A 15,316-nucleotide genomic window follows, 5' to 3' on the forward strand; every position below is an offset into this window, starting at 1 on the left:
AAGAGATGAAATATCAGGCAATGTCCGAAACAGTCCTAAAGGCTGTTGGCGGCAAAGAGAACATTACATCGGTAACTCATTGTGCGACGCGCCTTCGCATCGACGCACGAGACACCTCGATCATCGATCTCCAGCTCGCCAAATCGGCCGATCAGGCGCTCGGGGCAGTAGTCAGCGGTGGCCAGCTTCAGGTGATCATCGGCCCCAACGTCACCGAGGCTTACAACGACTTCCTCGACTTCGCGGGAATCGAAGTCGGCGGTGGCACGGTTGCCGACGATGCCCAAACGGCCAAAGACCTTGCAGAAGGCATTAAAAGCGGTAACACCGCCATGGGCTTGATTGAGAAATTCGGGAACGTCTCTGCACAGGTATTCATGCCCATCGTCCCGGCGCTCATCGTTGGCGGACTCATTCTTTCGATCAAGAATCTCCTGGTCAATTATTGCGGATTGAGCACCGATAGCGGAACCGCCCAGGTCCTGTTGGCGATCTTTAGCGCTTCGTTTAGCTTCTTGCCCGTTTATCTTGGTTATCAGCTCGCAGCCGTCATGAAGATGCAGCCCATCATGGGCGCATTGCTGGGCGCGATCATGATCAGCTCGTCCATTAGCGGTGCTGAGGGTCTCGACTTTCTTGGCATCCCCATCCCGACGAATGACTACTCGAGCACGGTGGTGCCAATCGTACTGGGCGTCGTGTTCATGTACTTCGTCGATCGCGGTCTTCAGAAAATCATTCCCGACGTTACCAAACTGTTCTTGAAGCCGCTGCTCACCATGATCATCGTCGTGCCCGTCGAGCTGATTATCCTTGGCCCCGCCGGCAGCATGATGGGCTACGCGCTGAGCGATGCCGTCACGTGGCTTATGGACAACGTGGCATTTATCGCCACTCCGATCCTGGCAGCCCTTAACCCCTATTTCGTCATGCTCGGTCTCGATAAGGCTTACATCGCAATCGAAGTTACGAGCCTGGCGCAGCTCGGTTGGGCACCCATTATCTTTGGATTCATCTCGAACCTCTGCATTGGCGGCACGAGCCTCGCCCTGGCAACTGCCATGAAGGGAAACAAAGAGAAGAGGGGTATGGTCACCACGGTTGCCGTCACCGCACTCTGTGGCGTAACCGAGCCCGCGTTCTACGGTTGCCTCATCGAGCGTCCCCGCCTGCTTGTCGGCACGGCAATCGGCGCGCTCTGCGCTGGACTCCCTGCAGGCATCTTTGTTCTGAAAGAGTATGTTGCGGGAGCATGCCCCGGCCTTCTTTCGGCACTCATCTTTATCGCTCCCGATGGGTCCATGGGCAACTTCGTGCTGGCATGCGTTGTCGCCATCATCGCCATCGTCGTCTCCTTCATCGCTGCACGCGTGATCATCAAGAAGAACCCCAGCTATATTGAGTAGATGCCCGCTGTTTGCATTGGGGACATCCTCGGCAGACCATTAGCAAGAACCCAAGAAGTCCCTTAGGAGCTCGATTAATCCATTCGGATTCCTGAGGCACAAACGACCCCGATTCCACAATGAAATCGGGGTCGTTGCTTCTAAAGCCGTGGATAGACAATCGGTGTTTACCTTAGCTCCCTATCCAAGTTTATTATCCACGCTCGTTCTCCGGTCGGGAGATTTTCTTCGCTCGCGTGTCCAGAAATCCACGCTCGCGCAGGACATCCAGGTCCGCACCCGCCCTTGTCTCGATCTGTAACAGCAAGAGGCCTATTCCGCTTCTACATGTTACAGATCAAGATATTCCTAAAACACCCTAAGTTTCATCTCAATCTGTAACAGCTAGATGCCAAATATCGGTCTTGGTGTTACAGATTTAGACAAACTAGAGGACGAGACAAACCAAAAACGGGATGGGCGCCAACCCGATGGCGCACCACCTAAATAGAAACGGGCCCTGTCCCACAAGGGAACAGAGCCCGAAACTCTCATGGAGCCAGTGACAGGAATCGAACCTGCAACCCACTGATTACAAATCAGTTGCGCTACCGTTGCGCCACACTGGCACACTTGGCGCTTTCGCGCGAAGCCAGTTAAGAATAAAGGAATTGCGGACGAGGCGCAACAGGCCCTTCGCCCGACCACATCTCAAAACTATTCGCCAGAACGAATAGTTTTATCCGTTCGCCAAAACCAAAAACTATTCGTTTTGGCGACGGCAACCCACAGTCCATTGATTACAAATCAACGGGCTGACCAATTGGGAAACGGGTCTCTATGGATAATCCCCTACCTCCCGCGCAGGGCCTTGAGCTTGGCCAGGGCATCGGGGCTCAGGCGACTGCCCAGAGTCATCTTGATCTGCGGAGCTTCCTCTGCCTCGTGAACGTCGTTATCGATCTGTTTGATCTCGTCCACCAGCATGCGGCTCGAGATGCGCGTGACGCCCTTGCCCATGACGACGGCCTGAATCGTACCGTCGCTCGATACCACGGAGCACGCGCGGCCTTCCTCGCGCGCCTCGATGCAGAGCTTCTGCACCACGGTATCGGCAGAGACGCCCGTCGGCGAAAACTCAATGCGCACGCCGCGGGCCGGTAGGTTGGGGCGCTCGCTGGAGATGTTGCCCGCGCCGTCGAACACGATCACGGCCTCGTAACGGCCCTGGGCAAACGCCGCGACATCGTTGATGAGCGCAGTACGAGCCATATCGTGGACGTCGCTGGAATACGGATCGTCGGAATGGTCGTACACGAGCTTTTCGTAGCGCGGCGTGCAGTGAATCACGTTGTAGCCGTCGACCACCAGCAGCTCGGGCTTATTGGAGTGCACCGTCGAGACCGGATCGGCGATAGCCTGCGCAAACGCATTGCCGCCCACGCCATAGGTCGCGGCCGAAACAATTGGCTTGGCCGAGCCCTCGCCAAAGCGCTTGGCCTTGGACTTGGCGCGGTTCTTCTTGGACATGCGCTACTCCTCCCCCATGAGCTCGCCGGCATTGCGGCGCAGCCACTCGAAGCACAGCGCGGTGGTCGCCTGGGCCACATTGAGACTCTCGGTCATGCCGCGCTGGGGAAGCTTGGTCAAAAAGTCGCATTTCTCGAGCACCAGGCGCGAGATGCCGTCGCCCTCGGAGCCCATGACGAGCGCAACGCGGCCCTCGAAGGGAGCATCCCAGCAGCCGCCCTCGGCGTGCTCGGAAGCACCGCCCACCCAAAAGCCGGCGGCCTTGAGGTCGTCAAGCGCGCGGGCGATGTTGGGCACCTGCGCGATGGGTAGGTGCATGACTGCACCGGCGGAGGTCTTGTAGCTGCCCACCGTTACGCCGGCGGCGCGCTTGTTGGCGATGATGACACCCGCCGCGCCCACAACCTCGGCAGAGCGCACGATGGCACCAAAGTTACCGTCATCGGTCACGTGGTCGAGCACGACGACAAGAGCCGGTCCTTCACCCGCGCGATCGAGAATATCGGCGACATCGGCATAGGGGAAATTGCCCACCTCGAGCGCAATGCCCTGGTGAGCGCCATGGCTCGACAGCGCATCGAGCTGCGTGCGCGGCACATACTTAATGCGGACGTCCGCGGCGTTGAGGTCGTCGACCAGGCGCGACAAGGCGGCATCGCGCTCCCCGCCCTCGGCGATGAGCGCGCACTTGACGGGAAAGCCGGTACGCAGTGCCTCGGCGGCAGCACGACGACCTTCGATAAACTCGCCCTTGGGAACCTGAACGTTGTCGCGGTTGCGATCTCGCTGCGAACGCGCAGCCTGGGCTTGGGAGCGCTCGCGCTGGCCCTTGGGAGTGGCAGCGCGGTCGTTGCGGCGAATCGGACGCGAGCCAGAAGCAGTCTGCTTGCCACCACGAGGCGAACGCCTGCGATTGTCGGCCATAAAGCGACCTCCTAAATACAACTATCAAACGAAACAAAATAAACGACCGCCCATGAATATTAATTCGGGCGGTCGGTACGGGTTTTCCAAGTGCCCGAGATTGCCGTGAAAGAGGAGCGACGCGTACTTGAGTACGCGAGCGACGGTTTGAACGGCAAGATCGGGCACTTGGAAAACCCGCAGGGATTAGAGAGATTTAATACGAGTGCCCGCGGCAGTATCTTCAATCGTCAGGCCCAGGTCCTTGAGCTGGTCGCGGATGGCGTCGGCCAGATCCCAGTTCTTGGCGGCACGGGCCTCGGCACGGGCCTCGAGAATCTTGGCAGCGGCCTCGTCCACGTCGTCACCCGTGTAGGCGACCAGGCCGGCGGCAACGCCCAGCAGGCCCAGCGGCAACTCGACCTTGGGCTCGGGGAGCTCGACGCCAAACGTATCGAGCAGCTCGACCAGCGTATCGGCAGCAGCAAGCGCAGCGGCCTTGTCGGCAGCATCGCCCGCCTGCTCCAGGTACTGGTTGCACTCGGTCACAAAGCCAAAGACAGCACCCATGGCACCGGCAGTGTTAAAGTCGTCGTCCATGCACTCCTTAAAGGCGGCACGGGTCTCGGCGGCCTTGGCGGCAAACGCCTCAGATGCTGCCTCATCGGCATCGGCCGCCGCATGGTTCGCGGCCCAGCGCAGGTTCTCGACCGTACCGGCGATACGCGTAAGCGAGTTCTCGGCACCCTCCAGGCGCTCCCAAGAAAAGTCGAGCGGCGAGCGATAGCTCGTCTGCAGCATCAGCAGACGCAGAGCAGCAGCGGAGTGCTGCTCGAGGACCTCGGCCAGCGTAAAGAAGTTGCCGAGCGACTTGGACATCTTCTCGCCGTCTACCAGCAGCATGCCCGTGTGCATCCAGGTGTTGGAGAAGCCCTGGTGCCAGGCGCAGGTGGCCTGGGCGCACTCGTTCTCGTGATGCGGGAAGGCAAGGTCGGAGCCGCCGCCGTGGATGTCGATCGGGGTGCCCAGGTAGCGATGCACCATGGCGGCGCACTCGGTGTGCCAACCGGGACGGCCTTCGCCCCAGGGGCTCGGCCAGCTGGGTTCGCCGGGCTTAGCGGCCTTCCACAGGGCAAAGTCGAGCGGGTCGTTCTTGTCCTCGTTCTCCTCGATGCGCGCGCCAACCATAAGGTCGTCGATGTTGCGGCCCGAGACCTGACCATAGTTGGGATCGCTGCGCACGGCAAAGTACACATCGCCGTTATCGGCTGCGTAAGCGTGGCCCTGCTCGATAAGCGTCTTGATCATAGCGATCATGGGGCCGATCTCCTTGGTGGCGCGGGGGCGCACATCGGGATCGAGCACGTTGGCGGCACGCATGACGCCGATGAACTTGTCGGAGAACTCCGTCGCGACCTCGGCGGCCGTGCGGCCCTGCTCGTTGGCGCGCTTGATGATCTTGTCATCGACATCGGTGAGGTTCTGGGCGAACGTGACCTCGTAGCCGCTCGCGATGAGCCAGCGACGAATCACGTCAAAGCTGATGAACGTGCGGGCATTGCCGATGTGGATGTTGTCGTAGACCGTGGGGCCGCACACGTACATGCGGACCTTGCCGGACTCGATGGGCTGGAACTCTTCCTTTTTATGGGTAGCGCTGTTGTAGATACGCATTCGTTACTCCTTAACGGTTTTCTGTAGCAGGCAGACGGCCCAGGCACCGATTCCCTCGCCCTGGCCTTCCCAACCGAGCTTTTCGGTCGTAGTGGCGGCGACGCCCACGTTTTCGACGTCAACGCCCAGAGCATGGGCGAGGTTGGCGCGCATGGCATCGCGGTGCGGGGTGATCTTAGGCTGCTGACAGGCAATGGTGCAGTCGGCATCAACAAACTCAAAGCCCAGCTCACGCGCATAGTCCATCACGCGGGCAAGCAGCACCATCGAGTCGGCACCCTCGTAGGCGGGATCGGTATCGGGGAACAGTTTGCCAATGTCTCCCCCGCGGCAGGCGCCCAGAATGGCGTCGGCCAAGGCGTGCGCAAGCACATCGGCATCCGAGTGGCCCAGCAGGCCGCGCTCGTAGGGGATGTCAACCCCGCCGATGATACATCGACGCCCCTCCACCAGACGGTGAACGTCGTAGCCATGGCCAATGCGCAGGTTACTGAACATGGGGAAGGTCCTCTCCCTCGGCCATGCGACCGAGCAGAATCGCGGTTACGGGACGCAGGTCCTCGGGCACCGTCACCTTAAGGTTATCGCGCGGGCTCTGGACACAGCGAACGCGTCCTCCCATGCGCTCGACCAGTGACGAATCGTCCGTACCGATAAAGCCCTCAGCAATCGCCGCGGCATGGGCGCGTTTCATGGCGTCGACACTAAAGATCTGCGGCGTCTGCGCGGCCCAGTACAGCTCGCGCGGCGGCGTCTCGACGATGTTGTCGCCATCGACGATCTTGAGTGTGTCGATGGCAGGCTGGCCGCACACGACACCGTCGAGGGCACGGTCGCTCACGAGCACGTCGATAGCGTGATCGATGGCCTCGGTCGTAATGAGCGGACGAGCGCCATCGTGAATGGCGACGTATTCAAAGCCCGCCGGCACCGCGTGCACGCCTGCGCGGGTGGAATCCTGGCGAGCCTCGCCGGCATCGGCAAAGCTGATGGGCGTGTTATACGAATACGGGTCGATGGCCAGGCGGCGCATCTCGGCACGACGCTCGGCAGGGCAAACCACGACGATGTGGCCGACCTTATTGCTACGGTCAAATGCGCGGATGGACCAGCTCATAAGCGGACGACCCGCTACATTGACGAGCTGCTTGCCACCGGGGTTACCAAAGCGCTGGCCGCTGCCACCGGCAACGACCACGGCGCATACGGGCGCCATTATGCGTTCCCCTGTTTGGTGCCCTTCATGCGGTACAGGGAGTCCGCAAGAATGGCAGGGTTGTTAACACCGAAGTCGCCTAGGCGCTCCGGATCCTCACTGATGTCGTCCATGAGCTCCTGCAGCGAGCCATACTCGTCGACGATCTTCTCGGCCACGCCGTCGCGCACGACGGACACGCGCGAAAGCGTGCGCAGGCCCAGCGGTGTCATGACGGAGTCCTCGTCCAGGTCGTCGTAGCCCAGAACTGCCGCCACATGCTGCGGGTCGGACAAGTCCTTGGGCGTCATACGGCTCAGGTTGGCGCGGATCTTTTCGGCATTGGCCTCGGAGGAATCGCTCGCATAGTCGCGAATCATCAGGTCGTACTCGGTATCCATACTGGAGCCGGCGAGCTGCTCGAGCTGCATCTGCACGAGCTTGCCCTGGTTGCCCAGCTTGACAATGCAATCCTTAAGCTCAGTCTTTGCCTGCTGCATGATCTCGAAACTCGAGAAAATGCCGGTAATGTCGGCGAGCGTAACGTAGTCGTCGAGCTCGAGGGCCGTCAGGCGCAGCAGGGAGCGGTCGAGCGACTGACGGGTAGTCTGGAGCGTGGCGACGAGCTGGTTGACCGAGCTCATGATGGTGGTGACGGGCTGGATCTCGTAGCTCTTGCCGTGAACGTACACGTTGACGACGGCACGACGGGCCGAGACCGAGATCACGATGGCATCCGTGAGCACCGACATGCGGGCGGCGGTGCGGTGACGCATGCCCGTCTCACTCGTGGCAAGCGAGGGATCGGGATTGAGGTGGAAGTTGGCGCGCAGGATCTGGGTGAGGTCGCCGTCGATGACGATGGCGCCGTCCATCTTGGAAAGCTCGAACAGGCGGTTCGAGGTAAACGAAATGTTGAGCGGGAAGCCGTCGTTACCAGCAGCGAGCACGTTTTCGGTGTCGCCGACGCAAATAAGAGCGCCCAGGTGACCAGCAATGATCATGTCGAGGGCGGTGCGGATCGGCTGGCCAGGTGCCGTCAGGCGGATGGCCTGTTCCATACGCTTTTGCAGCTCGTTCTTATCCAAGGCATCGCTCCCATCGTATACGCTCCATAAACGCTAAATAGTTTCTCACGGTTTGTCCCCGCAGCGCTTGCGAAATCCGATGCTTACAGAATGAGCGAACACCGCTGGGGTAGTCAAAAGAGCCCCAACCCAAATGAGCTGCTTATGTGGTAGCATCGGGATTCACATATATGAGGGAGTAGTCGCGTAGCCGGGTTCGCCTCCGGTGGCGCGGTAAGTCAACACACTGGCCGATGCGGCCTGGCTTGCCTTAATGAACGAGACTCGTGGCTGTGCGCGCAACGCGTACGCCACGGGTCTTTTTTTGTTACTCCCCCAAGAGGTACACGCGGGCCTGCCCGCAGAGAGGGAGCCAGACTATGGGACTCGCAGAGCTCGTGCTGCTCGCCGCTGGCCTTTCGATGGACGCTTTTGCCGTTTCCATCTGCAAGGGTCTCGGCATGAAAAAGATCAACCTTAAAGTCGCCGTGGTGCTCGGCCTGTTCTTTGGCGGGTTTCAGGCCGGCATGCCCGTAATCGGATGGGCGCTCGGAAGTCAATTCATGGCCATCATCGGACCTATCGACCATTGGATCGCCTTTATCCTTTTGGCCTTCATCGGCGGCAAAATGCTGTGGGAGGCTTTTACCGAGGACGAGGATGAAGGCGACGGCAAGAATGCCGAAAAGATTGAACTGAGCGAGTACCTGATCCTCGCCATCGCCACCTCAATCGACGCCCTGGCCGTGGGCATCTCGTTCGCCGCGCTTTCGGTCGACATCGTTCCCGCCGTATCGCTTATCGGCGTCACAACGTTTATCTTCTCCGTCGCCGGCGTAGCGATCGGCCACACCTTTGGCGCGCGCTACGAAAAACCTGCCACCATCGTGGGCGGCATCGTGCTCATCCTCATCGGACTTAAGATCTTGCTTGAGCATCTGGGGATTTTGGCGCTGTAACGCCAAACACAATCGCTCAAAACTCAACGCCAGTACAAGGCCTCATGCAAAGTTTTGCATGAGGCCTTTTCGTGCAGACTTTTGCATGTCATACTGATATGCAAAAGTCTGCACGTTAGGAGATCGCCGTGAATACCCTTCCCATCACCACACCGCGCCAAGTTGGCATCTACGTGCGCCAGGCACGCGAGGCTCAGGGTCTCACCCGTGCCGCCCTCGCCAAAACGGCCAGTGTTTCGGAGCGCCTGCTCGCATCGCTCGAGCTAGGAGACGCCACCGGCATTCGACTCGACAAGTTGCTGTCCGTCTTTAACGCACTCGGCATAGGTCTCTTTGCGCAAAGCGATAACGACTCCATCGCATCGCCCTCCGAACATCCGACGACGAAAGCGGACCTCCCTATCGCGAACTCGAATGCCCTGCCAAAGCCAAGCGTAGGCAGACGACCCGCTCGACAGGGAACGCCATCTTCCTATGGTGCCTTGCTGGCCCAAATCGCAGCCGAGCAAGGCCTTTCCGACACTTCAGACCTCTCCTTTGGCTGTAAGGTTGTGAAATAAATGGCAGAGATGGAGCTTGCGACCCTCATTTGTGGCGAAATCGCAGGCACTCTCCGGCAAGACGAGCATGGACTCTGCAGCTTTGTATACGCCCCAACCTATCGCGGAGCACCACTATCGCTTACAATGCCGCTTTCCAATCGCACGTATGGCCATAACATCGTCCGCCCGTTCCTATTTGGCCTTTTGCCCGACAGCCAAGAGCAGCGTCGCGCTATTGCCGCCGAGTATGACGTTGCATCCAACAACCCCGTCGCCCTCTTGTGCCATATCGGTCTTGACTGCGCAGGGGCCGTTCAGTTTTGTCGAACCGATCAATTAGGCGCCGCCCGCGGCAGGGTCTCGGCATACCGCCCGCTTACCAATTCTCAAATCGCTCACAAGCTCAAAGCAATTCGCGATGACGAAAGAGAGACATGGATGGGCTCCAACGAAAGCTGGTCCCTGGGCGGCAACCAAGGCAAATTTGCACTAGCTTGGCATGATGGCCAATGGTGCGAATGTCTAGGGTCATCCCCCACTACCCATATCTTCAAAAATGGTGTCGTTGGGTTCAAACATCAGGCCTTAAACGAATTCGTCTGCATGAAAACGGCTCGGCGTGTTGGCATTCCAACTGCCAACGTCTCCTATTGCACATTTGAAGACGAAGCCGCGCTCGTCGTTGAACGGTACGACAGAATGGTCAATAGCAGCGGAAATATCGAAAGGCTGCATCAGGAGGACTTTTGCCAGGCGCTCGGTGTATTGCCAAGCCAGAAATACACCGCCGACGGAGGACCAACCACACGAGACATCCAAGAACGACTGATTAACACAGTCCCCCACCACATGAATCTTGTGCTTTTTACCTATATGTTGTTCTATAACGCCATTATCGGAGCGCCTGACGCACACGCTAAAAACTACTCGCTCATCCTAGGCAAAGGCACAAACGCAGCGCTCGCACCCATGTACGATGTCGCATCGGGCTTGGCGTACGAACGTATGCGCCGCCGGGCGCGCCTTGCCATGAGCGTTGGCGGCGAAAATCGAGTGGGGCGCATCGGTCCAGGCGCTATCCGCCGATACCACGGTATGGGCGACCCCGCGCTGGAGGCGGCGCTCACCGATGCCGGGCTATCCGAGAAGTTTTGCTTTGCGACCATGATGGACCTCGCCTACGAGGTGCCCATTTGTATGGAAGAGATCATGGACGAATACGCCGACCTGCCCGGCATGGCGGACCTGCGCGAGCATATGCTCGGCCCCGTCCGCGAAAACTGCCAGCGCACCCTCGACCTCATCAAGGCGGATATGGGCTAGGCGCCAATCAATCCACATTTCTTAAAAGAAGAGGGGGGCACCCGTCGCAAAAGTTCGGATGCCCCCTCTCGTAATGTCATTTGCAATCCGCTAGCACGTGGCTCGAACTGCTGCTAGCGCGACCTTTACGCGGCAAGGCGCTTGAGGACGTCGATGAGCAGCTCGTAGAAGCGCTCGGCAGAAGCGAGCTCCATGCTCTCGTCCGGGGTGTGGACATCGGAGAGCGTCGGGCCCACGGCGATGGCGTCCAGGCCGTGCAGGGCCTCGGCAAACAGGCCGCACTCAAGGCCGGCGTGAATGGACTCGATGCGCAGCTCGGAGCCAAAGAGCTCGCGATAGCTCTCGACAAAGACGTCGCGGATCGGCGAATGCTCGGCATAGCTCCAACCGGGATACTCGAACTCAAACTTGGCATCGAAGCCCAGGACATCGGCCAGCATCTGCAGGCGGTCCTTAAACTCGTTCTGCAGCGAGGTAATCGAGGAGCGCGGGGACAGCATGATCTTGACCTCGTCGTCAGAGGTGGCAACCACACCGATGTTGGAGGAAACCTCGACGGAGCCGTCGGTGGCGACGTTGCGGCGGATCACGCCGTTGGGGGCAAGACGCAGGGCGCGGATGAGGGCAAGCGCGGACTTCTGGTCCATGGCCTCGACCTCAGCGTTGTCGGCAATCTCGACGGTGCAGGTAAAGCCGGGGTCGAAGACCTCGAGCTCGGCGGTGACGTCGGCGATGATGCCACGGGCGACCTGCGCCGCGGCCTCGGCGGCAGCGTGATCGGCATAGACCAGAACGGCCTTGCACTCACGGTTGATAGCGTTGTCCTTGGTGCCGCCGTTGAAGCTGACGATGGCGGGCTCGCCGGCAACCATCAGGCGGTCGATGATGCGGGCCATGATGAGGTTGCCATTGCCTCGCTCCAAGTGAATATCGCTGCCGGAGTGACCACCCAGCAGGCCGGAGATGTCGAGCGTGAGGGTGCTACCGGTCTTGTGCTCGCGCACGATGGGGCAGGTGTAGGTAACGACGACGCCGCCGGCGCAGCTGACGGTGGCAACGCCCTCTTCCTCGGAGTCAAGGTTAATCATGGTGCGGGCGCTAATCTGGGACTTGTCGAGCGTCTCGGCGCCGACCAGGCCAGTCTCCTCGTCGGTGGTGAATACGCACTCGAGGGCGGGGTGGGCAATCGAATCGTCGTTGAGCACGGTAAGCATAAGCGCGACAGCAATGCCGTTGTCGGCGCCCAGGGTGGTGCCGTTAGCGGTGAGGACGCCGTCCTTGACGACCAGATCGATACCATCGGTCGTAAAGTCGTGCTCAACGGAGCCCAGCTTGTCGCACACCATGTCGATATGGCCCTGCAACATCACGGTCGGGGCATTCTCGGCACCGGCAGATGCGGGCTTGCGAATGATGACGTTGTAGACCTCGTCCTGGTACACATCGAGGCCGCGCTCCTTGGCAAACGCGACCAGGAAATCGCTGATGCCCTTCTCGTTGCCAGACCCACGGGGGATCGCGCTGACCTCCTCAAAGAAATGGAACAGCTGGGCGGGCTCGTAGCCGGTAATCTTGTAGTCCATGGTGCCTCCTTGGCGCAACTGGTTAGACAATAAGACATGCGCCTTGTATATTCCCAGACTTCGTTTGCATAAACCAGTCGAAAACGCCGAGCGCCCTCGCATCATCGGCTAACGGCGGGGAAACGCTACTTTATTAGAATAAAGTAGGTTAGACGGGCCGCGCCAAAGGGACGTTGGACCCTTCAACCAACCTCAACGCTTGATCAACGTTTATGCATACGCCATTGATATGTTTAATGAGATCTACTTTGAACGAAGGGTCCTTTTTCAACAGAAAAAGGGCGCTCCTTTGGAACGCCCTCGTGGACACAAGGTTTTGTTACGCCCTACAGCGCGCCAGAGCCGGTTTGCATCATGCCGCCGGGGCCCGAGGTCACGCCGCCGCTCACGGGCGCGGCGTTGCCGGTGTGCGGTGCCGCCGGGGTGGTATCGCCACCGAGCGTGCCCGCCGGACGCGGTGCCGGGATCTCGCCCGTACCGTGGCTAAAGACAAACTTGCCGTCGGCCACGTCGCACAGGACGGTATCGCCCTCGCCCCACTCGCCGGCCAGCAGCTCCTCGGATAGCGGGTCCTCGATGAGCTTTTGAATAGCGCGGCGCAGCGGACGCGCGCCATTGGTAAGATCGGTACCCTCGGCCACGATTTTGTCATAGGCCGCATCGGTGAGCTTGATGTTCATGCCGTTGACAATCAGGCGCTGACGCAGGTCGTCCACCAGCAGGTGCGCGATCTTGGTGAGATTCTCGCCCGAAAGCTTCTGGAACACCACGATGTCATCGATACGGTTGAGCAGCTCGGGGCGGAACAGGCGCTTGAGCTCGCCCATGGCGCGGCCGCGGATCTCACTCGAGGTGAGGCCCCGCTCGCCGGTGGTGCCAAAGCCAACGCTTGCATCCTGCGCAATCTCGCGGGCGCCCACGTTGGATGTCATGATGATCACGGTGTTGCGGAAGTCGACCGTCTTGCCCTGGCTATCGGTCAGACGACCCTCCTCCAGCACCTGCAGCAGGATGTTGAAGATATCGGGGTGCGCCTTCTCGATCTCGTCGAACAGCACGACCGAGTACGGGTGGCGACGAACGGCCTTGGTGAGCTGGCCGCCCTCGTCGTGACCGACGTAACCCGGAGGGCTACCGATGAGCTTGGAGACCTCGAACTCGCTACCGAACTCGGACATGTCGAAGCTGATGAGTGCGTCCTTGCTGCCAAAGAGGTACTCGGCGAGCGTCTTGGCGAGCTCGGTCTTGCCCGTGCCGGTGGGACCCAGGAAGATAAAGCTGCCGCCGGGGCGACGCGGATCCTTGAGCGGCGAGCGGCTGCGGCGCACGGCCTTGGCAACTGCCTCGACAGCCTCATCCTGACCGATGATACGTGTCTTGAGCACGCTTTCGGCCTGCAGCAGGCGCCGGCTCTCGCTCTCGGTAAGCGAGGACACCGGCACGCCCGAGGTCACGGACACGATATCGGCGATCTGGGAGACATCGATGGTGAGCGGGCTGGCGTCGAGCTCGGCGGTCCAGGCAGCCTTGGCCTCGGCGAGTTCAATCTCGGCAGCCTTCTGCTGCTCGGTGATCTCGGCGGCCTTGTTCATGTCGTCGCTCTCGGTGGCCTCCTGCGCGGCGGCCTTGAGCTCCTCTATGCGATGCTCGGCCTCGCGCACCGGCTCGGGCGCGCGGTTGGCGGCGATGCGGGCGCGGGCACCGGCCTCGTCAATGAGGTCGATGGCCTTATCGGGCAGGAAGCGATCCTGAATGTAGCGGTTGGAAAGGTTCGCGGCGGCCTCGATAGCACCCTGCGTATAGCGCACATGGTGGTGCTCCTCGTAGCGCGGCTTGAGCGCGGTCAGGATCTTGACCGTGTCCTCGACGCTCGGCTCCTCGACATCGATGGTCTGGAAGCGACGCTCGAAGGCCGGGTCCTTGGTGAGGTACTTGCGGAATTCCTCGGCCGTGGTGGCGCCGATAATCTGGAAGGCACCGCGCGCGAGCACGGGCTTGAGCATGGAGCTCGCGTCGATGGAGCCCTCGGCAGAACCGGCACCGATGATGGTGTGCATCTCATCGATAAACAAGATGACGTCGTCGGCCTCGGTGGCCTCTTGGATCACGTTCTTGAGGCGCTCCTCAAACTCACCGCGATACTTGGCGCCCGCGACAAGACCCGGCAGGTCGAGCGTCCAGATATTCTGGTTCATGAGGTTCTCGGGCACGTTGCCAGCAGCAATCTGCTGCGCCAGGCCCTCGACGATAGCCGTCTTGCCCACGCCGGGATCGCCCAGGATAAGCGGATTGTTCTTGGTGCGGCGCGAAAGGATCTCCATCATGCGCTGGACTTCCTTTTCGCGGCCGATCACCGGATCGAGTTCGCCGTCGCGCGCCTTCTGCGTAAGGTTGGTCGCGAACTGCTTAAGCGTATCGGTGCCGCTCCCCTTTTGCTGGGAGGCATCCGAGCCGCTAAAGAACGGCAGGCCCGTACCGGGACGACCAGCACCGGCGCCAGCGAGCGGGCGCTTCTTATCCTGGTCCTTGGCGGTGAGTTTCTCGATAGCCTTTTTGATGGAGGCGGACGACACACCCAGGCGCATGAGGATGTCCATGGCCATGCCGTTGCCCTCTTCGACGATGCCGATCAGCAAGTGCTCGGTCGACACGTAGGTCTGGTTGTTTTCACGCGCCACGCGGAATGAACGCTCCATCACGCTAATGACGAGCGGCGTAAAGGCGAGCTTGGCCGCCTCGGTCTCCTCGCTGGGCTCGGGCACCGTGGTCTGGACCTCCTTGAGGGTGTCCATGATATCGTCGTAGGAGATATCGAGCGAGCGCAGCGCCTCGGCAGCGATGCCCTCGTCCTCCTTGGCGAGTGCGAGCAGCAGGTGCTCGGTACCCACCTTATTTGAATGTAGATCGAGCGCCTCTTGCTTGGCCATGGACATGACCTTGCGCGCGCGATCGGTAAAACGGTCTAACATGCTAGTTCCTCTTAGACGAGCTAGTTTTTCAAACGCAAAGCGCCACCCCGCGGCAGCGCTTTGGTCTCTTTACCCATATGGAGTATATGTTAACCGTTGGGACCTTTCCTGCCCGTAGCCGCTCGACAACGTCTACAAAAAAGGAATTGCCAGGTGCGTCTGCATCGGCCCAACGAGCGTGGATTT

General features: G+C 60.2%; 12 protein-coding genes and 1 tRNA gene. 4 read left to right on the forward strand and 9 right to left on the reverse strand.

The window, feature by feature from the left end; translation table 11 throughout:
- Positions 1–5: 5 nt before the first annotated feature.
- Positions 6–1,406, forward strand: coding sequence for a PTS transporter subunit EIIC (locus DW821_RS04670; protein WP_117646058.1), 1,401 nt, complete (start codon positions 6–8; stop codon positions 1,404–1,406).
- A gap of 533 nt (positions 1,407–1,939) precedes the next feature.
- Here DW821_RS04670 and DW821_RS04675 read toward each other — a convergent pair.
- From DW821_RS04675 to disA, 7 genes are all read right to left on the reverse strand, one after another.
- Positions 1,940–2,014: transfer RNA gene (locus tag DW821_RS04675), tRNA-Thr, on the reverse strand.
- Positions 2,015–2,237: 223 nt separating this feature from the next.
- Positions 2,238–2,915 (reverse strand): NYN domain-containing protein, encoded by a 678-nt coding sequence (locus DW821_RS04680; RefSeq protein WP_006234978.1) that lies wholly within the window; start codon positions 2,913–2,915, stop codon positions 2,238–2,240.
- A 3-nt stretch (positions 2,916–2,918) separates the two neighbouring features.
- Positions 2,919–3,839, reverse strand: coding sequence for a 23S rRNA (guanosine(2251)-2'-O)-methyltransferase RlmB (gene rlmB / locus DW821_RS04685; protein ID WP_118065846.1), 921 nt, complete (start codon positions 3,837–3,839; stop codon positions 2,919–2,921).
- A gap of 186 nt (positions 3,840–4,025) precedes the next feature.
- Positions 4,026–5,492, reverse strand: coding sequence for a cysteine--tRNA ligase (gene cysS / locus DW821_RS04690; protein WP_089572522.1), 1,467 nt, complete (start codon positions 5,490–5,492; stop codon positions 4,026–4,028).
- Positions 5,493–5,495: 3 nt separating this feature from the next.
- Positions 5,496–5,990, reverse strand: coding sequence for a 2-C-methyl-D-erythritol 2,4-cyclodiphosphate synthase (gene ispF / locus DW821_RS04695; RefSeq protein WP_006234975.1), 495 nt, complete (start codon positions 5,988–5,990; stop codon positions 5,496–5,498).
- Positions 5,980–6,708 carry a 2-C-methyl-D-erythritol 4-phosphate cytidylyltransferase gene (gene ispD, locus DW821_RS04700; protein WP_118065848.1) on the reverse strand — a complete coding sequence of 243 codons (729 nt, stop codon included), beginning with the start codon at positions 6,706–6,708 and terminating at the stop codon, positions 5,980–5,982. The genes ispF and ispD overlap by 11 nt, the downstream gene beginning before the upstream one ends.
- On the reverse strand, positions 6,708–7,748 hold the full coding sequence (disA, locus tag DW821_RS04705; RefSeq protein ID WP_369831362.1) for a DNA integrity scanning diadenylate cyclase DisA: 1,041 nt from the start codon (positions 7,746–7,748) through the stop codon (positions 6,708–6,710). The genes ispD and disA overlap by 1 nt, the downstream gene beginning before the upstream one ends.
- A gap of 386 nt (positions 7,749–8,134) precedes the next feature.
- Between disA and DW821_RS04710 the strand changes: the two genes are divergently transcribed.
- From DW821_RS04710 to DW821_RS04720, 3 genes are all read left to right on the forward strand, one after another.
- Positions 8,135–8,713, forward strand: coding sequence for a manganese efflux pump MntP family protein (locus DW821_RS04710; protein ID WP_118065850.1), 579 nt, complete (start codon positions 8,135–8,137; stop codon positions 8,711–8,713).
- 128 nt (positions 8,714–8,841) lie between these two features.
- The gene (locus tag DW821_RS04715) at positions 8,842–9,273 is read left to right on the forward strand and encodes a helix-turn-helix domain-containing protein (protein WP_158567544.1); all 432 of its coding nucleotides are present in this window, start codon (positions 8,842–8,844) and stop codon (positions 9,271–9,273) included.
- The gene (locus DW821_RS04720) at positions 9,274–10,578 is read left to right on the forward strand and encodes a type II toxin-antitoxin system HipA family toxin (RefSeq protein ID WP_117843608.1); all 1,305 of its coding nucleotides are present in this window, start codon (positions 9,274–9,276) and stop codon (positions 10,576–10,578) included.
- A gap of 125 nt (positions 10,579–10,703) precedes the next feature.
- Here the strand turns inward: DW821_RS04720 and DW821_RS04725 are convergent, their stop codons facing one another.
- Together DW821_RS04725 and DW821_RS04730 are read right to left on the reverse strand one after the other, a co-directional pair.
- A complete protein-coding gene (locus DW821_RS04725) occupies positions 10,704–12,161 on the reverse strand; it encodes an aminoacyl-histidine dipeptidase (protein WP_118065854.1) in 1,458 nt (485 codons plus the stop codon).
- A 326-nt stretch (positions 12,162–12,487) separates the two neighbouring features.
- On the reverse strand, positions 12,488–15,130 hold the full coding sequence (locus DW821_RS04730; RefSeq protein ID WP_118065856.1) for an ATP-dependent Clp protease ATP-binding subunit: 2,643 nt from the start codon (positions 15,128–15,130) through the stop codon (positions 12,488–12,490).
- Positions 15,131–15,316 lie beyond the last annotated feature (186 nt).

The sequence above is a fragment of the Collinsella sp. AM33-4BH genome (assembly GCF_003469205.1).
In the GTDB taxonomy this organism is placed as follows: domain Bacteria; phylum Actinomycetota; class Coriobacteriia; order Coriobacteriales; family Coriobacteriaceae; genus Collinsella.